This is a genomic window from Saccharothrix hoggarensis, from assembly GCF_042678885.1.
Taxonomy (GTDB): domain Bacteria; phylum Actinomycetota; class Actinomycetes; order Mycobacteriales; family Pseudonocardiaceae; genus Actinosynnema; species Actinosynnema hoggarensis.
Genome location: NZ_JBHTLK010000132.1, coordinates 1 through 19,434, shown reverse-complemented (window position 1 = coordinate 19,434; position 19,434 = coordinate 1). Strand labels below are relative to the sequence as shown.

At 73.0% G+C, this 19,434-nt stretch carries 19 protein-coding genes and 2 pseudogenes; 12 read left to right on the top strand and 9 right to left on the bottom strand.

Translation table 11 applies throughout. From position 1 onward, the window contains the following. The 7 genes and pseudogenes from ACFQ3T_RS22835 to ACFQ3T_RS22805 form a co-directional block, all read left to right on the top strand. A pseudogene (locus ACFQ3T_RS22835) lies at positions 1 to 264 on the top strand (cobalamin biosynthesis protein); the annotation flags it as partial. Positions 265 to 369: 105 nt separating this feature from the next. Next, on the top strand, positions 370 to 1,158 hold the full coding sequence (locus ACFQ3T_RS22830) for a S1 family peptidase (RefSeq protein ID WP_380725651.1): 789 nt from the start codon (positions 370 to 372) through the stop codon (positions 1,156 to 1,158). Positions 1,159 to 1,250: 92 nt separating this feature from the next. Beyond that, positions 1,251 to 1,964, top strand: a complete 714-nt coding sequence (locus tag ACFQ3T_RS22825; RefSeq protein ID WP_380725649.1) for a PIG-L deacetylase family protein — start codon at positions 1,251 to 1,253, stop codon at positions 1,962 to 1,964. Between the two features lie 46 nt (positions 1,965 to 2,010). Further along, a complete protein-coding gene (cobA, locus tag ACFQ3T_RS22820) occupies positions 2,011 to 3,228 on the top strand; it encodes a uroporphyrinogen-III C-methyltransferase (protein ID WP_380725647.1) in 1,218 nt (405 codons plus the stop codon). Positions 3,229 to 3,388: 160 nt separating this feature from the next. Continuing rightward, the gene (locus ACFQ3T_RS22815; RefSeq protein ID WP_380725645.1) at positions 3,389 to 3,634 is read left to right on the top strand and encodes a hypothetical protein; all 246 of its coding nucleotides are present in this window, start codon (positions 3,389 to 3,391) and stop codon (positions 3,632 to 3,634) included. Positions 3,635 to 3,643: 9 nt separating this feature from the next. Then, the gene (locus ACFQ3T_RS22810; protein ID WP_380725643.1) at positions 3,644 to 3,820 is read left to right on the top strand and encodes a hypothetical protein; all 177 of its coding nucleotides are present in this window, start codon (positions 3,644 to 3,646) and stop codon (positions 3,818 to 3,820) included. Positions 3,821 to 3,829: 9 nt separating this feature from the next. Then, the gene (locus ACFQ3T_RS22805) at positions 3,830 to 5,113 is read left to right on the top strand and encodes an ArsR/SmtB family transcription factor (protein ID WP_380725653.1); all 1,284 of its coding nucleotides are present in this window, start codon (positions 3,830 to 3,832) and stop codon (positions 5,111 to 5,113) included. A 427-nt stretch (positions 5,114 to 5,540) separates the two neighbouring features. Here ACFQ3T_RS22805 and ACFQ3T_RS22800 read toward each other — a convergent pair whose 3' ends face one another. The 4 genes from ACFQ3T_RS22800 to ACFQ3T_RS22785 all read right to left on the bottom strand — a co-directional run bounded on the left by ACFQ3T_RS22800 (position 5,541) and on the right by ACFQ3T_RS22785 (position 10,352). Next, the gene (locus tag ACFQ3T_RS22800) at positions 5,541 to 7,019 is read right to left on the bottom strand and encodes a DEAD/DEAH box helicase (protein ID WP_380725641.1); all 1,479 of its coding nucleotides are present in this window, start codon (positions 7,017 to 7,019) and stop codon (positions 5,541 to 5,543) included. A gap of 608 nt (positions 7,020 to 7,627) precedes the next feature. Continuing rightward, positions 7,628 to 8,599: a serine protein kinase RIO gene (locus ACFQ3T_RS22795; protein WP_380725640.1), complete on the bottom strand. Its 972-nt coding sequence runs from the start codon at positions 8,597 to 8,599 to the stop codon at positions 7,628 to 7,630. Between the two features lie 240 nt (positions 8,600 to 8,839). Continuing rightward, a complete protein-coding gene (locus tag ACFQ3T_RS22790) occupies positions 8,840 to 9,334 on the bottom strand; it encodes a hypothetical protein (RefSeq protein WP_380725638.1) in 495 nt (164 codons plus the stop codon). A gap of 67 nt (positions 9,335 to 9,401) precedes the next feature. Continuing rightward, positions 9,402 to 10,352 carry a helix-turn-helix domain-containing protein gene (locus ACFQ3T_RS22785; RefSeq protein WP_380725636.1) on the bottom strand — a complete coding sequence of 317 codons (951 nt, stop codon included), beginning with the start codon at positions 10,350 to 10,352 and terminating at the stop codon, positions 9,402 to 9,404. Positions 10,353 to 10,438: 86 nt separating this feature from the next. Here ACFQ3T_RS22785 and ACFQ3T_RS22780 point away from each other — a divergent pair, with 86 nt between their 5' ends. Then, the gene (locus tag ACFQ3T_RS22780; protein ID WP_380725634.1) at positions 10,439 to 10,699 is read left to right on the top strand and encodes a hypothetical protein; all 261 of its coding nucleotides are present in this window, start codon (positions 10,439 to 10,441) and stop codon (positions 10,697 to 10,699) included. Positions 10,700 to 10,909: 210 nt separating this feature from the next. Here ACFQ3T_RS22780 and yaaA read toward each other — a convergent pair whose 3' ends face one another. Both yaaA and ACFQ3T_RS22770 read right to left on the bottom strand, forming a co-directional pair. Next, positions 10,910 to 11,656 (bottom strand): peroxide stress protein YaaA, encoded by a 747-nt coding sequence (gene yaaA / locus ACFQ3T_RS22775; protein ID WP_380725632.1) that lies wholly within the window; start codon positions 11,654 to 11,656, stop codon positions 10,910 to 10,912. Positions 11,657 to 12,006: 350 nt separating this feature from the next. Then, on the bottom strand, positions 12,007 to 12,360 hold the full coding sequence (locus tag ACFQ3T_RS22770) for a VOC family protein (protein WP_380725630.1): 354 nt from the start codon (positions 12,358 to 12,360) through the stop codon (positions 12,007 to 12,009). Positions 12,361 to 12,670: 310 nt separating this feature from the next. Between ACFQ3T_RS22770 and ACFQ3T_RS22765 the strand changes: the two genes are divergently transcribed. The 3 genes from ACFQ3T_RS22765 to ACFQ3T_RS22755 all read left to right on the top strand — a co-directional run bounded on the left by ACFQ3T_RS22765 (position 12,671) and on the right by ACFQ3T_RS22755 (position 16,453). After that, positions 12,671 to 14,416 (top strand): proline--tRNA ligase, encoded by a 1,746-nt coding sequence (locus ACFQ3T_RS22765; RefSeq protein ID WP_380725628.1) that lies wholly within the window; start codon positions 12,671 to 12,673, stop codon positions 14,414 to 14,416. 106 nt (positions 14,417 to 14,522) lie between these two features. After that, positions 14,523 to 15,269 (top strand): hypothetical protein, encoded by a 747-nt coding sequence (locus ACFQ3T_RS22760; protein ID WP_380725626.1) that lies wholly within the window; start codon positions 14,523 to 14,525, stop codon positions 15,267 to 15,269. Next, complete coding sequence (locus ACFQ3T_RS22755) at positions 15,266 to 16,453, top strand: hypothetical protein (protein WP_380725623.1); 1,188 nt, start codon at positions 15,266 to 15,268, stop codon at positions 16,451 to 16,453. Before ACFQ3T_RS22760 ends, ACFQ3T_RS22755 begins: the two co-directional genes overlap by 4 nt. Positions 16,454 to 16,480: 27 nt before the next feature. Here ACFQ3T_RS22755 and ACFQ3T_RS22750 read toward each other — a convergent pair whose 3' ends face one another. From ACFQ3T_RS22750 to ACFQ3T_RS22740, 3 genes are read right to left on the bottom strand one after another with little or no spacing between them, the layout of a single operon-like run. After that, positions 16,481 to 17,167, bottom strand: coding sequence for an HAD family hydrolase (locus ACFQ3T_RS22750; RefSeq protein WP_380725621.1), 687 nt, complete (start codon positions 17,165 to 17,167; stop codon positions 16,481 to 16,483). After that, positions 17,164 to 17,871, bottom strand: a complete 708-nt coding sequence (locus ACFQ3T_RS22745; protein WP_380725619.1) for a hypothetical protein — start codon at positions 17,869 to 17,871, stop codon at positions 17,164 to 17,166. The genes ACFQ3T_RS22750 and ACFQ3T_RS22745 overlap by 4 nt, the downstream gene beginning before the upstream one ends. Continuing rightward, positions 17,868 to 18,842, bottom strand: coding sequence for a hypothetical protein (locus ACFQ3T_RS22740; protein WP_380725617.1), 975 nt, complete (start codon positions 18,840 to 18,842; stop codon positions 17,868 to 17,870). Before ACFQ3T_RS22740 ends, ACFQ3T_RS22745 begins: the two co-directional genes overlap by 4 nt. Positions 18,843 to 18,968: 126 nt before the next feature. On the opposite strand from ACFQ3T_RS22740, the pseudogene ACFQ3T_RS22735 reads away from it, so the two are divergent. Further along, positions 18,969 to 19,434, top strand: a pseudogene (locus tag ACFQ3T_RS22735) (ABC transporter permease); the annotation flags it as partial.

Here is a 19,434-nt window from a genome sequence, read left to right as displayed (position 1 = left end):
CTCGGCCCCGGCGACGCGGACCAGCGCACACCCCGCGCCGAGGCCGAGCTGCGGCGCGCGTCCGTCGTGGTGGGCGGCGCCGAGTGCGTCGCCCAGGTGCGGCACCTGCTGCGGCCCGGCACGCGGGTCCGGTCGGACGGCGCGGTGCGGCTCGCCGAGGCGGGCGCCGCCGTCGCGTACGTCGACGCGGGCGCCGGACCCGTTGTTTCCGGGCCGGTGCACGCCGATGTCATTCGTGTGACGGGTGTCACTCGTCAACTGTGAAGTGGTGCGGAGCAGCCGAAAGAGGGTTGTCGACCTCCCCGTCTTGGGCCTAGCTGTGGGTGTGCGCGTCGCTACACGGCGCGTCCCCGCCCAGGAAGGATCGACATGGCGAAAACCCTGCGTCGCCTGATCACCGCGTTCGCGGCCACCGTGGCCGCGATCGGCCTGCTCACCGTCGCACCCGCGTCGGCCGAGACCTCCGACACCGGCGTGTCGCCGTACATCGTCGGCGGCACCCGCGTGTCCACCAGCACGTACCCGTGGGTCGTGTACCTGGCCACCAGCACCGGCGGCCAGTTCTGCGGCGGCACCCTCGTGCGCGCCAACAAGGTCGTCACGGCCGCGCACTGCGTGAGCGGCCGCACCGCGTCCAGCACCCGCGTGGTGCACGGCCGCGACGACAAGCAGAGCACCGCGGGCACCGTCGCCACCGTCAGCCGCATCTGGGTGCACCCCAGCTACCGCACCGCGAGCTCCGGCTACGACGTGGCGGTCCTGACCCTCGGCGTCAACATCAACTCCACCTACCTGCCGCTGGCCACCCCGAACGACACCGCGCTGTACGCGGCGGGCACGAGCGCCCGCATCTACGGCTGGGGCACCACGTCGTCCGGCGGCACGGCCTCGCGGTACCTGCTCGGCGCGACCGTGCCGGTGACGTCCGACTCGACCTGCCGCACCGCCTACTCCAACTACAGCCCCACCCACATGGTGTGCGCCGGCTACCCGCAGGGCGGCACGGACACCTGCCAGGGCGACTCGGGCGGCCCGCTCGTCGCGGGCGGCAAGCTGATCGGCGCCACCTCGTTCGGCCGCGGCTGCGCCCTCGCCGGCTACCCCGGCGTGTACGCGCGGATCGCCTCGTACTACTCGACGATCACCGCCCAGCTGTAACCCGCCGCGACGTGCCCACGACCGGGTGGTTCGCCGGTCGTGGGCACGCGTGCGGCGCCGACGTGCCCCGCGGCTCGCGTAGCGTCGGCGGCATGTCGGACCTGGAGCCGTTGCAGGAGGACTGGGAGCGGGCGTTGGCCGTGGTGGCCCACCCCGACGACCTGGAGTACGGGGCGTCCGGCGCGATTGCGCGCTGGACCGCGCAGGGCAAGCACGTCGCGTACGTGCTGGCCAGCCGGGGCGAGGCGGGCATCGACACCCTGCCGCCCGAGGAAGCCGGACCGCTGCGGGCGCGCGAGCAGGTCGCCAGTGCCGCCGTCGTCGGCGTGGACGTGGTCGAGTTCCTCGACCACCCCGACGGCATGATCGAGTACGGCCTGCCGCTGCGCCGCGACATCGCCGCCGCCATCCGCCGCCACAAGCCCGACGTCGTGCTCAGCGGCAACCACCACGCCACCTTCCCCGGCGGGTTCCTCAACATGGCCGACCACCGGGCCGTCGGCCAGGCCGTCATCGACGCCGTGCGGGACGCCGCCAACCGGTGGGTCTTCCGCGACCTCGACCTGGAGCCGTGGAGCGGCGTCCGGTTCGTCGCCGTCAACGCCTCACCGCACGCCGGGCACGCCGTCGACGTCACGGACACGTTCGACCTCGGCGTCGCCTCGCTGCGCGAGCACGCCACCTACCTGGCCGCCCTGAGCGGCGACATGGCCCACCCGGAGGTGTTCCTGCGCCGAGTGGCCGAGCAGGCGGGTAGTCGTTTCGGCGGCAGGCTCGCCACCACGTTCGAGGTCTTGGTGATGTGAGGCACCCGGGTTGGACAGGGCATGTCTGATGTGGATGCTTCTACCCATGCACGGTGAACAGCACTACCTCGTGGGCCTGGACCTGACCGGGCGACGCGTCGTCGTCGTGGGCGGCGGCACGGTCGCCCAGCGCAGGCTGCCCAGGCTCGTCGCGGCGGGCGCCCGGGTCGAGGTGATCTCGCCGGAGGTGACGCCCGCCGTCCAAGGGATGGTCGAGGGCGGCGAGGCCACGTGGCACGCCCGCGAGTACGCCGACGGCGACCTCGACGGCGCCTGGTACGTGCTGGCCTGCACCTCCTCGCCCGAGGTCAACGCCCGCGTCACGGCCGACGCCGAAGAGCGCCGCGTGTTCTGCGTGCGCGCCGACGTGGCCGTGAAGGGCACGGCGGTGACGCCGGCGGTCGGCGAGCACGACGGCCTGCTCCTCGGCGTCCTCGCGGGCGGGCAGCACCGCCGGTCCGCGGGCGTCCGCGACGAGCTGCTGTCCGCGCTGCGCGACGGCTCCCTCGCCGACCACCACGACCAGCCCGCGGGCGTCGCGCTCGTCGGCGGCGGCTCCGGCGACCCCGACCTGATCACCGTGCGCGGCCGCCGCCTCCTGGCCCGCGCCGACGTCGTCGTCACCGACCGGCTCGGACCGCGCGAGCTGCTGGACGAGCTGCCGCCGCACGTCGAGGTCGTCGACGCGGCGAAGATCCCCTACGGCCGGGCCGCCAGCCAGGACTTCATCAACCGCACCCTGGTCGAGCACGCCAAGGCCGGCCGGTTCGTGGTGCGCCTCAAGGGCGGCGACCCGTACGTGTTCGGCCGCGGCTTCGAAGAGCTGATCGCGTGCGCCGAGGCGGGCGTGCCGGTCACCGTCGTGCCGGGCGTGACCAGCGCCTTCGGCGTGCCCGCGCTGGCCGACGTGCCGGTGACGCACCGGGGCGTCGCGCACGAGGTGGTCGTCGTGTCCGGCCACGTCGCACCGGACGACCCGAGGTCCCTGGTCGACTGGTCGGCGCTGGCGAAGCTGCGCGGCACCGTCGTGATCCTCATGGGCGTGGAACGGGCCGCGGCGTTCGCGGACGCCCTCAAGGAGGGCCGGCCCGGTGACACCCCGGTGTCCGTGATCCAGGAGGGCAGCACCCGCACCGAGAAGGTCCTCCGGTCCACTTTGGACACCCTGGCCGCGGACATCGCCGCGCACGGCGTCCGCCCGCCCGCGATCATCGTCGCGGGACCGGTGGCCGGACTGGCCGCGGAACTGCCGCCCCGCCCCTGACCGCCCACGCCGCCCCGGCGGCCACGCACCCCCCGCCAGCCCGGCCAAGGCGAGCAGGGTCGTGCCGCCGGGGTGGACCACCGACTCGCCCCGCAACGCCTGCCACGTCACCAGCACCAGCAACCCCAGGTAGCCCGCCGCCGCCACGACGACCAGCCGCGTGCGGCCCCGCTCGGCCAACCCCAGCGCCGCCAACCCCAGCACCAGCAGGATCATCACCTGCAGGCCGTGCATCCCGACGAAGTGCGGCACCCGCAGGTCCCCGCCCGTCGTGCTCCACCCCGTCACCGGCATCCCCGGCCCGCCGTCGGGCACGCCGACACCGTGCCCGGCCGCCAGCTCCACCGACCGGCCGCCCGCGTCGACCGCCGTCACCCGCTTCCCCGGCTGCGACACCATCAGGTAGCCGGTGAACATGCCCAAGACCGCCAGGTACAGCCCCGTCCGCACGGCCCACCGCACGTCAGGCCGCCCGAAGCGCTGGAACGACAGCACGAGCGCCAGCACCACGTTCGCCAGGAACATCACCGGGATCGCCAGCGCGAACGTCGCCTGCACGAACCGGTTCAACGGCTCGTCCGACGTGGTGTAGTGCGTGAACATGCCCCGCCCGGCCTGCACCGCGATCAGCCCCACCTCCACGAACATGATCACCGCGATGGTCGTGGCGAGCCCCGACATCCACCGCTTCCCCTTGTGCGGCACGGAGAGCATCCACGACAGCGTCGCCGAGTACACCGCCAGCGACACCGCGAACTTCAACGGCTTCGACCACACCGACGCGCCCTGCAGCACCCGCCCGTCGAGCACCAGCGCCACCGCGCAGGCCACCGCGCCCAACGCCATCGCCACGGCCAACCACAGCGTCGGCCGGTGCCACGTCCTCGTCATGGCACCACCCTCGCCCGGACCGCGCCGCCGATCACTGGGGCGGGCACGACAACCCGCGGTGGGGCAGGCCACCCCGTCCCGGTGGGACAATGGCCGTCGAGGACGCCCGGAACACCGGGCCGCGCGGAACGGGGACGGCGTGGCGGTGTGGGTTCGGCTCGCCGGGGTGGGACTGGCCAAGGTCAGGTTCGCCTACTCCGCCGTGTTCGAGACCGTCATGGCCGTCGACGGGCTCCGCACACCCGGCGCGCACGCCGTGCACCTGCCGTGGGTGCGGTGGGCGCGGGATCGCGTCGCCGACATCCCCGGCCTCGACACGCTGCTGGACCGCCTGGAGGGCCCGGCGAAACCGGCCGACCTGATGCCCGTGCCGGACGTCCGCATGCCCGACCTGGACGCCGAGCTGCGGCACGTCCGGCAACCGGAGGCCGACGTCATCCGCCGCTGCCACGACCGGCTCATCGCACCGCACTGGAAGCGCATCACCGCCGTCCTCGAAGCCGACATCGCGGCCCGCGCCGCGACGTTGGCCGACAAGGGCGTCGAGGCGGTGTTCCACGACCTGCACCCCGAGGTGACGTGGGCGGACGGCGAACTCGTCCTGCACCGCAAACCGGAGCACCGCGTGGACCTCGCCGAGCACGGACTCGTGCTGTGCCCCAGCGTGTTCTGCTGGCCGAAGGCGTGGATCGCGCTGGACCCGGTCAGCCAGGGCGTCCTGCGCTACCCGGCGCGCGGCATCGGGACGCTGTGGGAGGAACGCGAGACGCCGCGCGAGCTGGCCGCCCTGATCGGCCGCACCCGCGCCCACCTGCTCATCCTGCTGGAAGCCCCGAAGAGCACGACCGACCTGGCGGCCCTGCTCGGCGTCACGGCGGGCGCGGTGTCGCAGCACATCGGCGTCCTGCGCGCCGCCCGCCTCGTCACCACGCGCCGCGAAGGCCGCCACGTCCTCCACATGCGCACCGCGCGCGCCGACGCGCTCATGAGCTGAGGTGATCGCTCCGGCGACCTCGCCTATGACCTCCGCCTATGATTTCCGCCGTCGATCTCGGGCGACGACCTCCGCTCAGGACTCCACCCATGACTCCGCCGACGAGTTCAGCCGACGATCTCGGGCGATGAGTAGCCGGTGAGGAGTTCACTGACGAGTTGACTGACGAGTCGGTGAGGTGCGGTTCGTGCGGACACCGTGGAGCGGTCCGTCGCGAGGCGAGGGAGCCGTGGCCGAGGCAGGGGCCGAGGCAGGGGCCGTGGCAGGGGGAGCCGTGGCCCGCTGGGAACAACCCCGAGAACGGCAAAGCAGGAGTCCCCGCCAAGGGGACCCCTGCTTTTATCTTGCCAGAAGGGTCTGACAATTCCGGGCCGTGAAGCCCGGCCGCCGGCACCGCGAACCGGTGCCGGCGGGCCAGACCCGCGAACTAGTGCTGCGCCACCCGACGCGGTCGGCCGGTGCCGCCGCCGCGGTCACGGTCCCGGTCGGGACGACCGCCGCGGAAACCGCCGCCACCCGCGCCACCGCTGCGCCGAGGACCGCCGCCACCGCCACCGCCGCGACGCGCGCGGACCGGGATCTCGGGCTCCACGATCGGGATGCCGCTGGGCACCCGGGCGCCGGTGATGCGAACCAGCTCCTCGTCACCGGGACGGACCTTCGCCGACGCCGGACGGATGCCCGCCCGCGCCGTCAGGCCCTGCACGGCACGCCGCTGGTCGTGCGTGACCAGCGTGACGACCGTGCCGGACTGCCCGGCGCGCGCGGTGCGACCGGCGCGGTGCAGGTAGTCCTTCGGGTCGGCCGGCGGGTCGACGTGCACGACGAGGCTCACGTCGTCCACGTGGATGCCGCGCGCCGCCACGTCCGTGGCGACGAGCACCGGCATGGTGCCCTCGCGGAACTGGCCGAGCACCCGCGTACGCGCGCTCTGCGCCTTGCCGCCGTGCAACGCGCCCGCGTGCACGCCCATCGACCGCAGCTTCTTCGCCAGGCGGTCCACGTGGTGCTTGGTGCGGACGAACATGATCGTGCGGCCTTCACGCGCCGCGACCTCGGTGACCACGTTCTGCTTGTCCTCGGCGGACACGAACAGCAGGTGGTGCTCCATCGTGGTCACGCTGCCCGTGGGCGGCGACACCGAGTGGACCACCGGGTCGTGCAGGTACTGGCGGACCAGCTTGTCCACGTCGCCGTCCAGCGTCGCGGAGAACAGCAGCCGCTGCCCGTCCTGCGGGGTCAGGTCGAGGATGGCCCGGACCTGCGGCATGAAGCCCATGTCCGCCATCTGGTCGGCCTCGTCCAACGCCGTGAACATGACCTCGGACAGGTCGGCCGTGCCCTGCCGGACGTGGTCCGACAACCGGCCGGGGGTCGCGATCAGCAGGTCGACACCGCGGCGCAGCGCGTCGATCTGACGCGGGAACGACGTGCCGCCGACGACCGTGCGGCACCACAGGCCCAGCGACCGGGCGAACGGGTTGAGGGCTTCCTCGACCTGCATCGCCAGCTCACGCGTGGGTACCAGCACGAGCGCGCGCGGCTTCAACGGCTTGGCCCGGCCACCGGCCAGGCGGGACAGCAACGCCAGGCCGAAGGCCAGCGTCTTGCCGGAACCGGTCTGCCCGCGGCCCAGCAGGTCGCGGCCCGCCATGGCGTCCGGCAGCGTCGCCGCCTGGATCGGGAACGGCTCGGTGATGCCTGCCTGCTCGAGCGCGCGCAGCAGCTCGTCGGCCAGGCCCAGCTCGGCGAACGAGGGCAGCGGGCCCTCGGGCATCGTGCTCTCGACGTGGTCGGGGATGCTCGTCGTCAGCTCCACGCTGGGCGCGGGACGACGGTTGCCCTGGCCAGGGCGCCTGCTGCGGGTCTTGCGGAACTGCGGGCGCTCGGAACGGCCTTGGGACATTGTGGGCAAAACAAACCTCCGGGACACGGCACGTCTCGAGGATTGCTCTGCTCAGCAGGCGCGATCGCGGGGACGGGCCCGGCGCGCGGATCGCGCCGATAGTGGTTGGGAAGCACCACCGGCCACTCTGGCGGCCTGGGGCGCTCTGTGGCGCCACCGGGCGGTGCACCACTCAGTCTAGCTGATCACGCGGCGTAGTTCGGCACCGCGGCGGTGTTCTCGCGCACACGCGTGGTGGAAAGGGCGATCACGTGTGCCGCCCCGACCCCCACAGGGAACCACAAAAGTCCACGTGGCGGGGCGTTCACGCCGCACCGTCCCGCCCGAGTTGACGAAGTGCCCACCAGGTGAACAGGTCCACGGCGATCGGCGTGGCGACCACACCGGTGCGTCACCGCGGAACACCGACGCCGCACGGCCCGCACGGCGTTGAACGGCGGCGGCCGCGGCGAGTCCCGGGCCGATGTCGACCCGGGACCCGTCCGCGACCCCGCTGTCCGGATCTCCCGGCTACCGCCGGCCTGAGGCGACCGGCGACCCTCGCTCGTTCGAGGCCTTCCTCGACCTCGTCCGGCCGGAGTCCGTCCGGCCCGCGCTCGGCGACACCGTTACCGCAACCCGGCCAGCTCCAGCAGCGTCTCCGTGAGGTCCCGCGGCTCCGCCAACTCCGGCGGCAGACCGCGCGACGTGAACCAGCCGGCGATGTTGCGGACGTCCCGCTCCAGGAACTCCGGCCCCCGCGGGTTCGCCACCAGGTCCACCACCTGCGGCAGGTCGATCACGACCAGCCGGCCGTCGTGCACCATCAGGTTGAACGCGGACAGGTCGCCGTGCGCCATGCCCGCCGACGCCATCACGCTCAACGCGTCCACGAGCTGCCGCCACAACCCCAGCAGCTCCTCCGGCTCCGGCCGCACCTGCGCCAACCTCGGCGCCGCCGCACCGTCCGTGCCGATGAACTCCAGCAGCAGCTCGGTGCCCTCGCGCTGCACCGGGTACGGCACCGGGGCGCCCAACTGCCACAGCGTCGACAACGCGGCGAACTCCGCCACCGCCCACCGCTCCGCGATGAGGTTGCGGCCGAACGCGCTGCGGTTCGCCATCGCGCGCATCTCCCGCGACCGCCGCATGCGACGGCCCTCGAGGTAGCCCGCGTCCCGGTGGAACAGCCGGTGGTCGTTGCTCCGGTACCGCTTCGCCGCCATCAGGCACGACCGGTCCGTGCCCGGCATCGCGCGCTCCAGCAGGTGGACGTCCGCCTCCTTGCCGGTCTTCACGACGCCCAGCTCGCGGTCCACCGCGGACAGGTCCGTGACCAGCCACGACGGGTGCGGCTTCGGCCCCTGGTCGGCGTCGCCCCAGGTGGACCACCGGTCACCGTCGGGCGGGACGTCCGCGGCCGCCGCGTCCTCCCGCATCTGGGCGAGGCGGTCCTTGGCGTCCTCGGTCAGCCGCCCGCGACGTGACGGTTCCACCTCGTCGCGGCGTGACTGGATCTTCGCCTTCTTGACCCGCCAGCGCAGGTCGTCGGCATGGTCGAAATCGGATTCGAGATCCGTGTAGTGATCGTGCTCGCGCACTGGATGAGCTCCAGGTGAAGGGGAGTGATCGCCCCACCCGGCGCGGTGTCGTCCTTCGCGTCAGGCGAGCGGGGCGAGCGGACGGGTCGGTGCCACGTCCCGGACGGCAATCACCATCTGGCACCTCCTCGACTCCGCCGTGGTCTGCCACCACCGGCGCTCTGCGCGTACCCGACCAGGCTGCCCGACCCCACGTCCCGCGGGCAACCGATTTATCCGCCCCTCAGGCTCCGCCGGGTGTCAGGTCTCCAGCCGATAGCTCGACCGGTTGCCCAACCACGCCGCGGCCAGCTCGCCCATCACCAGCGAGTCGTGCCGCAACACCCGCTCGTCGTGCCACTGCGACGCCTGCGCCGCCGCGGCCAGCATGCGCCGCCGCGCCGTGGCGCTGAAGTCCACCAACGCGTCCAGCGCCTCCTCCACCTCGTCCGCGGCGAGCGGCCGCGGCGGGTCGTCCGGCAGGGCGAGCGCGGTGTCGGCGAACGTCGCCGACGTCCCCAGGTCACGGGCCAGCTGGTGCTCCACCGACTCGGCGTTCACCTGCCGCTGCCGCCACGCCTCGTCCACCGCCGCCAGGCGCAGCCCCAGCACGCGGGCGAGGCACAGCCCGGACCACACCCGTTTCAACGCCTCCGGCGCGTCGAGCGCGTCGGTCTCGAGGTCTTCGGTGATCCCCCGGAGCAGAGCCGGGGTGACCTTGTCGGCGGGCGGGTCGCCGAGTGTGTCGGGGCTCACCCGGTCATTCTGTCACTATCGTCACGACAGGTGACAACTCGCTGGCGTTCCGTCACGCGTTCGGCGGTTATCGGTGCGAGAATGACCGTCGGTAATCCTTCGGTGGCAAACCCACCACCGACGTGAAGTGGTGCCGCAGCAAGGCCGCCGTCCCGAACCCGCAGCGGTGCGCCACGTCCTCCACGGTCAGCTGCGTCTCCTCCAGCAGCTGCCGGGCCCGCAGCACCCGCTGGTTCGTGAGCCAGCGGTGCGGCGTCGTGCCCGTCTCGGCGGCGAAGCGGCGGGCGAACGTCCGCTCCGACATCTTCGCCCGCTCCGCCAGGGTCGCCACCGTGTGGTCCTCGTCCAGCCGGTCCAGCAGCCACGCCAGCACCGGTTGCAGGCTGTCGCCCTGGTGCGGCGGCGTCGGCAGCTCCACGAACTGGCGCTGACCGCCGTCCCGCTGCGGGGCCACGACCATGCGACGCGCGATCGCCGCCGTCGTCGCCGCGCCGAGCTCCCGCCGGACCACGTGGAGGCACGCGTCGATGCCCGCCGCCGTGCCCGCGCTGGTCACGATGTCGCCGTCGTCCACGAACAGGACGTCCGGGTCGATCTTCGCGTCGGGGAAGCGCTCGGCGAGGTCGCCGACGTGCCGCCAGTGCGTGGTGCAGCGGCGGTCGTCCAGGAGACCGGCCGCGCCCAGGATGAACGCGCCGCTGCAGACGGAGATCAGCGTGCCGCCGCGGCGGTTGACGGCGCGCAGGGCGTCGAGGACCGCGGGTGGGTAGGTGTCGCGGATCGTGGCGGCGGGGACGGCCACCAGGTCCGCGTCCTCGAGGGCGTCCAGCGCGTAGTCGGGGACTATGGACGCCCCGACGCTCGTGCGGACGGGCGCGCCGGGGTGTTCGCCGCAGACGCGGAAGTCGAACGCCGGGACGCCGTCCTCGGTGCGGTCGACGCCGAAGACCTCGCAGACCACGCCGAACTCGAACGGCGCGAGGCCGTCGACGACGACGGCGGCAACGGTGCGGAGCATGCCGCTACCGTACTTGGCAGGATTTTGATGCACAACGGCACAACTGCCAATTGTGGCGGTATCTTGTGCCTCGCATAGTTAGCGCCATGACCGCAATCGTCTTCACCCTCGCCCTGATCGCCCTCGTCGCCTACGGCTTGGAACGCAACCACCGCCGACAACGCCCCCTCACCTCCAGCCTGGCCGGCAGCACCACCGCGGAAGACCGAGACCTCTCCCGCCTCCAGTCGGACCTCCGTGCCGCCGCCACCCACACCGCAACCCCCACCCCCTCGAACCGCCGCCCCACCCCCAGCCCCCACGCCGCCCGACCGGTCACGCCCACCACCCCCGCCCGCTGCGCCTAACCCCCGCCGCCCTCGCCGCGGCCCCCACCACCGGGCACACGCCGACCCCTGGGCGCGCACCACCGGGCAAACCCACACGCTCCGGCTCCTCCTGGACACCGGTTGCACCGACCTGCACCGGTTCCACCGGCTGCACCAACCGGCGCCGGTTGCACCGGAGCCACCGACCGGAGTCGCCGACCGGGCATCAGCTCCGCACTCAGCTCGGCATCAGCTCGACAGGACGATCAAGTCAGCGGCCGCGGGCCCGGTAGCGTCGATCCGCAATCCGGCCTTGGCCGCGACCTTGATCAATCCCTTGAGATCCGCCGGCTCGGCCCGCGACGTGACCAGCGCCCGCGCCAGCCGCCCCTTGTGCGCCTTGTTGAAGTGGCTGACCGCGTTGCGACGCCCCTTCGCGTCCTCGGTGACGACCCGAACCACCGCCGCTCCGGGAATCCGCGCGAGCGACGTGTACGGACTGGACCGAAGATCCACCACGAACCCGTCCGCACCCGCCAACACCGGCTCCAACACCGGCCGCCACACCGCACCCAACGGCCCGACGGCAGGCAACACGCTCCCGCCGGACAACCGGTACGCGGGAATCGGGTCCCCACCGCGGACAACCCCGAACAACGCCGACACCACCGCCAGCCGAGCGAACGCCCGGGCCTTCTCCACCTTCGTGAAGTCCCCCAGCCCGAGCGCGTCGTAAAGCACCCCCGTGTACCGCGCGAGGGCGGGCAACGTGGGGGAGCGGCGGAGTTCGGCGTTGCGCTCGACCTCACCGGCCTGTCGCTCGGACAACCCGAGCGCGGCCAGGCTGACCGGAACATCACCGGCGAGGTCGACCAACGCGTCGACCAACTTCCCCCGAACCGGGTTCAGCTCCGGGTACGAGAGCAGGTCGAGGTCGAGCGGCGCGCCGGACCCACCAAGGGCCTTGGTCTCCGACGGGGGCAGCAGTACCAACACGACGGGCAACCCTATGCGCTTCCACCCCCCGCGCACGCGCCAGCGCCGCCGCGCACCCCACTGCATGCGCACCGCCCGCCGCGCACCGCCCGCTGTACGCGCACCCACCCCCGTGACGCGCGCCTCCGGGCTACCCCATCCCCGCCGCCCGCGGCCCGTCGAGCCATCCCGTCGATCCTGGTGACCGTCAGCTCCACCGACCTGTCGCAGGCCGTGGTGTGCCCGCCACGCCGTGTCGCCTCCTTCTTTCCCGGCAACGCTTTCGAGCCCTGAAATGTTGCCCGGTGTCGCGCTGTTCCTACGTTGGAGTGATCTTCGGAGGGGGAACGACGCGGCGGTGACGGGCGTGGTCAGCCGGGTTGGCCCACGCAGAACTGGTTGCCGTCCGGGTCGGCCAGGACGGTCCACGTGAGACCCGGCACGGTGTGCTCCGCGACCTCGGTCGCCCCCAGCGCCACGAGCCTCGCGACCTCGGCCACGCGGTCCTCGACGTGGGCGTCGAAGTGGACCCGGTTCTTCCCGGGGGTGGGCGCCTCGACCTTCTGCAGGCCGACCTGGAGGGTGGTGCCGGCGGCCGGCGCGAGCATCAGGAACTCGCCGCCCCAGTCGTGCTGGATGGACGTGCCCAGCGCCTTGGTCCAGAAGTCCGCCAAGCGGTGCGGGTCGATGGTGTCGAAGGTGATCATCCCGATGGTGAACGTCATGCGCGGAAGGTAGACCCGACCACCGACAATTTCGGCCGAGTGGGGCTCTGAACAGCACGAACGGCGTCTGGGGCGACAACGGCGCGATGTGGTGCTGCGGCGGAAGCGATCAGGGGTAGGCCTGCGAGAGCCCTCAGAGGTCGGCGGACGGGGAAGAGGCGGTGAGAGGGCCGGGAGAAGGCGGTAGGCGGATGAGCGGGGAAGGGGGCGGAGAAGGAGTCGGGAGAGGTGGAGGAGTAACCCGTTGGAACTGATCAGAGCCGGTTCACTACCCTTTCCCGGACAAGCCGCGCCACGAGGAGCACCCACCGTGATCACGAGGATGTCGTCGCTGTTCCTGCGCACGTTGCGCGAGGATCCGGCCGACGCCGAAGTACCCAGCCACAAGCTGCTGGTCCGCGCCGGTTACGTGCGCCGCGTCGCGCCGGGCGGTTACTCGTGGCTGCCGCTGGGTCTGCGGGTGCTGCGCAACATCGAGCGGGTCGTGCGCGAGGAGATGGACGCCTTCGGCGCGCAGGAGATCCAGTTCCCCGCGCTGCTGCCGAAGGAGCCCTACGAGGCGACGAACCGGTGGACCGAGTACGGCCCCAACATCTTCCGCCTCAAGGACCGCAAGGGCGCCGACTACCTGCTGGGCCCGACGCACGAGGAGCTGTTCGCGCTCACCGTGAAGGGCGAGTACTCGTCGTACAAGGACTACCCGGTCACGCTCTACCAGATCCAGACGAAGTACCGGGACGAGGCGCGCCCGCGCGCGGGCATCCTGCGCGGCCGCGAGTTCGTCATGAAGGACTCCTACTCCTTCGACCTGACCGACGAGGGCCTCAGCCACTCCTACCGGCAGCACCGCGACGCCTACATCCGCATCTTCGACCGGCTCGGCATGGAGTACGTGATCGTCTCCGCCACGTCGGGCGCGATGGGCGGCTCGGCGTCGGAGGAGTTCCTGGCGGTCGCGCCGAACGGCGAGGACACGTTCGTCCGCAGCACGGAGTCGGACTACGCGGCGAACGTCGAGGCGGTCACCACGCCCGCGCCGCCCGAGCAGGACCCGGCGACGAAGCCCGAGGCGCAGGTCCACCACACGCCGAACACGCCGACGATCGACTCGCTGGTCGACTTCCTCAACCAGAACACCGACCGGACGTTCACCGCCGCGGACACCCTGAAGAACGTCCTGGTGAAGACGAAGAAGCCGGGCGAGAAGGAGTGGACGCTCCTGGCCGTCGGCCTGCCCGGCGACCGCGAGGTCGACCTGAAGCGCCTGGAGGCGGCGCTGGAGCCGGCCGAGGTCGCGATGCTGGAGGAGGCGGACTTCGCCCGCAACCCCTTCCTGGTCAAGGGTTACATCGGCCCGGCGGCGCTGCAGGCCAACGGCGTGCGGTACCTGACCGACCCGCGCGTGGTGAGCGGCACGGCGTGGGTGACCGGCGCGGACAAGGCCGACCACCACGTGGTGGACCTGGTCGTCGGCCGCGACTTCACCCCGGACGGCACGATCGACGTGGCCGAGGTGCGCGAGGGCGACCCGTCGCCGGACGGCAGGGGCGTGCTGGTGGCCGCGCGCGGCATCGAGATCGGGCACATCTTCCAGCTGGGCCGCAAGTACGCGGACGCGTTCTCGCTGGACGCGCTGGGCCCGGACAGCAAGCCCATCCGGATCACGATGGGCTCGTACGGCATCGGCGTGTCCCGCCTGGTGGCGGCGATCGCCGAGCAGAGCCACGACGACCGCGGCCTGATCTGGCCCCGCAACGTGGCTCCCGCCGACGTGCACGTGGTCGTCGCGGGCAAGGACGAGACGCTGCTCGCGGGCGGGGAGAAGCTGGCCGGCGAGCTGTCGGCGGCGGGCCTGAAGGTGCTGCTGGACGACCGCAAGGCGAGCCCGGGCGTGAAGTTCGCCGACGCCGAGCTGATCGGCGTGCCGACGATCCTGGTGGTGGGCCGCGGCCTGGCCAACGGGGTGGTCGAGGTCAAGGACCGCCGCACGGGCGAGCGGGAAGAGGTGCCGGTGGACGGCGCCGTGCGGCACCTGCTGGACGTCGTCCGCGGCTGAGTCTCACCCGGTCGGGGGTGGTCGGAACCGCAGAACTGCGTACCGCCCCCCACCGGGCGCTCGGGATCATCCGGGCATCGACGAGCCCCGACCTACCAGCAACGCGGTGCACGGCCACGTGGACGCGGTCGTGCAGTCCGGCACGGTCCGGGAACTGCGGATCGGCGGCCACGACGACCGGCGCGGCGTGATCGCGCTGTTCGTCGTCGTGGTGCTGCTCGTGGTCGCCGGTGTCGTCGTGGTATGGCGGGTGACCCGCGCGGAGGAGCCGCCCGCGACGCCCCTGGCCGTCGCCACCGACCAGCGGCTCCGGCTGGACTGCCCGGAGAGCGGCTGGGTCGTCCCGGACCGGGGTGACGAGCCGATCCCGCACGGTGGTGGCCGGCCGCCCGCGGACGCGGTGCTGGGCAGCGGCGGCGAGGTCGTCGTGACGATGCAGGGGCTGACCGGCGCGTCCGTGGTGGTCCAGTCGGCGCGGGTGGAGGTGGTGCGCGTCGCGGACCCGCTGCCGGGGATCTTCCTGCCGGCGGTCTGCGAGGCCGGGGTCGAGCCGAGGTTCTTCCGGCTCGACCTGGAGGCGGCGTCGCCGACGCTCGTGCCGTTGTCCGTGGACGGCACGCCGGTGGTGGACTTCCCCTACCGGGTCAACGACTTCGAGCCCGAGCAGCTCGTCATCACGCCGATCGCGCGGCGGGACGTCGAGTGGCGGCTGCACCTGAAGTGGACGTCCGGCGCGGCCAAGGGCGAGCTGGTGGTGGACGACGGCGGCAAGCCGTTGCGCACCACGGGAGCCGGCGCCGCCCGGAGGTTCCGGTTCGACACGGACACGAGCCACTGGCGGCCGGAGTCGTGAGGCCGGCCCTGCTGCTGCTCGTGGTGTTCCTGGCCGCGTGCACGCCCGCGCCGAAGGCCGTTCCGGTGTCGTTCGACCCGCCGCGCTGGTCTGCCCACGACCGGTCGGAGCTGCCCGCGCGGCTGGCCACGGCGTACGTGGCCGCGGCGGTCGGGTGGGTCGGAGGTCTGCTCGTCGCGGCCGACTTCCCGGAGCCGGTCCTGTTCGCGTCGCCGGACGGCGACCGGTGGACCGAGCAGGCGCCGGCGGGGTTCGAGCGGTACCTGCGGGGCCAACCGATGGCCACGCACGGTTCGACCGCGTACGTCCTCGGCGGCGGGCCGGGCGAGATCGCGGTGTGGCGCACCGGGGACGGGACGACGTGGGACCGGACGGTGCTGCCGGACCGCGACCCGGACCCGGTGCGCGACCCCGACGGCGACACCGCCCCGGACAGCGAGGGCGAGCAACCGTTCGCGGCGATCGCCGCCGGTCCGCACGGCGTGCTGGTCGTCGTGCCGGACGGGTTCGAGCTGGAGTTCGAGCGCGCCCCGGGCGACTTCTCCGGCTTCGACGTGTGGCACTCCGCAGACGGCCGGTCGTTCCGCCACACGGGCAGCGTCCCGCTCGACCGGGAGTCCGCCATCCTGCAGCCCGCGGTGACGGCCACGGCGGACGGCTTCCTCCTGCACGACACCGACGACCCGTTCCGGGACGACACGCCGCTGTTCCGGTCGGCGGACGGAGTCGACTGGGAGCCCGTCGGGGACGGCCTGCCGCTCGGGTCGCGCCTCACCGCCGGCCGCATCGGCGACCTGACGTTCGTGCTGGGCCGCGAGACCGACGACGCCCTGTACGCGCGGTACCGGCGCGACGGCGACGACACCTGGCACGCCGGCCACACCGACCTGGGACGGCTGCCGGACGCCGGCGTCGTCGCCAGGGACCAGCAGTGGATCACCTCCGTGCGCCAGTGGGGCGGCGGGTTCCTCGCCGTCGGCCGCACGGAGCACGGCGCCGGCGGCCTGGTGTGGACCTCGCCGGACGGCATCCGCTGGACCCGGATGCCGGTGCGGGACAACGGGTTCGAGGGCATCTACGAGATGAGGGCCGTCGCGTCGAGCCGGGGCAGGACGTACCTGTTCGGCACCGCGGGCTTCCCGCCCGACCAGCAGCTCTTCGTGTGGCGGGCAGAGGGGTCTTGAGCGGAGGGTCCCCAGGACGGACGGTTCCTAGGGTTCGCCGAGCACCGCGTCCAGCACCGCGGCGGTGTCGGACAGGTCGGTCAGCACGACGTGCGCGCCGGCTTCGCGGAGTTCCGCGGCGGTGCTGCGGCCGGTCGCCACCCCGACTGCCACGGCGCCGTGGTGCAGGGCGGCGTCCACGTCGTGGGGCGTGTCGCCGATGACGACGGACCGGAACTCGCGGGTGTGCTTGGCCGACGCCAGCCGCACCGCCTCCAGCACCAGCGCGGGCCGGTGCGCGGACACCGAGCCGTAGCCGCCGATCTCGAAGTCGACGTGCTCGTCCAGCCCGAACGCGGCGAGCTTGAACCGGGCGATCTCGACCAGGTTCCCGGTGACGAGCGACTGGACCACGTCCTCGCGTGCCGCCAACGCCGCGAGCGCCGCCGACGCGCCCGGCAGCGCACGGCCCCGTGACGGCAGCAAGTCGCGTTCCCGCGTGGCCACGTCGATCAGCTCGGCGTGCAGCCGCGTCACGAGCTCCTCGGTGGGCTCCAGGTCGTGCGCCGCGAGCAGTTCCAGCGTGATGGCCCGTTCGGTGCGGCCGGGGAAGCTGGGCGTGTGCACGAGGTCGAGGCCCGCGGCGGCGCGCAGGGCGGTGCGGTACCACTCGTGGCCGAGGCCGCGCGCGTCGATCAGCGTCAGGTCGATGTCCCACAGCACCAGCGTGTTCACGGCAGCCGCACGCTCCCCAGGATGCGCGTCACGTCGTCGTCGGACGGTCCTTCGGCCACGTGCGGGCCGCCCTGGGCGACGTTCAGGACGAACAGGGACACCTTGGGGCCGTTGCGCAGCGCCACGGCGCTGATCGTGGCCTTGGGCGCGTAGCAGGCGTTGGCGGACTTCGGCGTCACCTCGACGCTGAGCCGCACGGCCTCGTCGTCGGCGGACTCGACGCGGGGCTCGCCGATCTCGGGCGGCGCGCCGTCGACGGTGTACCCGCCGGCGGCCATCCGGTTCACGACCTCGGTGGCGACCTGCTCCAGGTCGTCGTCGACGACGGACCCGGACACCGCCTGCGCCTGGATCATGCGGCGGCCCTGGCACTCGAACGGTCGGGACACGTGCGACGACGAGAACCGGACCCGGCCGGACGCGCCGCCGCCGGTGTCCTCCCACGACGGCGGCAGCTCGTAGGCGAGGCCCGACTGGGTGTCGTCCACGGGCTGCCAGTCGGGCTCGGGCGGCGTGGTGGACGTGGGGGTCGACGCGGACGAGCCGGGCGCGGCCGAGCCGCCGCCGGAGTTCAGCAGCACGGCGGCGGCCACGCCGGCCCCGACGACGAGCACGCCGACCACGGCGAGCGCGATCCACAGCGGCGCGCGGCTCGGCGGCTTCGGCGGTGGCTGCTGGTAGACGCCCAGCCCGGAGTAGCTCACCGGCGCAGCGGCTTCACGGAGTCGACCATGGCCTGGAGGTCGGCCTCGGTCGGCGGCTTCGGCGTGGCCGGTCCGCCTTCGAGGTCGCCGTTGGCCATGAACACGTGGAAGCCGGTGTCGCCCTTGAGGACCAGGACCTTCACCATGCCCTTGGTGGCCAGGCACTCCGCGCCGGACGTGGTGATGGAGGCGTCGACCTGCACGCCCTCGATGTCGCCCGCCGTGCCGGGGATCTTCACCGGCTTCGGCTCGCCGAGCTTGACCTCGAACTGGGGCGCGGAGTCGTAGTACTGGGTGCCGAGCTTCGTGGCGAAGTCCTTGGCGACCGCGGTCAGGTCGGTCTGCGGCACGACGACGCCGCCCGCGCCGCCGCGGGTGTACTCGTCGCCGCCGCAGTCGTAGGCGCCGGTGAGGGTGAGGCCGGTGAGCCGCACGTCGTCCATGCCCTCGACCGTCGGGCCGGCGGACGACGGCGACCAGCCCTTGGGCACGTCGTAGCTGTACGAGAGGGCGGGGACGGCCAGGCAGTTCCACCCCGGCTTGGCGGCCTCGCACGTCGGGGGCGCCTGGGTCGACGTGGTCGTCTTGGTGGTCGTGGAGGACTTCGTCGCCGTGGTGGTCGTGGCGGTGGAGGTGTTCGCGATCGTCGTCGTCTTGTCCGGCCGGGTCAGCGCGTACGCGGTCACACCGCCCGCGACGAGCACCAGCACGGCCGCGCCGAACGCGAGCCACAGCTTCTTCCGGTCCTTGCGCGGCGGCGGTCCCTCACCGCCGGAGAACACGCCGAGCCCGCCGTAGGAGCCGCCGTAGCCCTGCTGGGGGTAGCCCGGCGCGCCCTGCTGGGGGATGCCCTGTTGCGGGGTGCCCTGCGGCGTGTAGCCCGGTTGCCCGTAGCCGTGGTCCTGCGGGCCCCAGTCGCCCTGGCCGGGCTGGCCGCCCCAGCCGGACTGCCCGTCACCTGGGTAAGTCACCGGCAAACCGTACCCCGCCGGTTCGGTGGACCGGACGTCTCCCGTTAATTCAGCACGCGTTGACTTCGTCACCCGATCGGTCGTAGCCTCGAATTCAACATGCGATGAGGAAATCGGGGGGACATCATGGCCGCACTACCCGATCGGCCGCCCGCGGCAGTCGCCGCGGCCACCGCCGTCGTCGGCGCGCTGATCGCGCTCGTGCTCGGCCTGCTGACGTTCGGCGTCCAGGCCACGTCCCACCCGGACCACGTGCCGCTCGCCGTCGCCGTCGGGGCCGACGCGCCACCGCCGCTGCGCGGGGTCGCCGACAAGCTCGCGGGGTCGGACGCGGCCGAGGTCGACTGGCGCGTCACGACCCCGGCGGAAGGCCGTGACCTGCTGTCCCGCCAGGAGGTCTACGGCGTGCTGGAGCTCGCGCCCGAGGCCGCCACCGTCGTGCTGTCCGGCGCGGTGAACCCGTCCGGCACGCAGGTCGCCCAGCAGGTGCTCGGCGGCGTCGCGCAGGGGTCCGGGCTGCCCGTTCGGGTCGTCACGCTCGACCCGGTGTCGGCCGCCGGCCGCACCGCGCCGCTGGCCGCCGGCGCGCTGT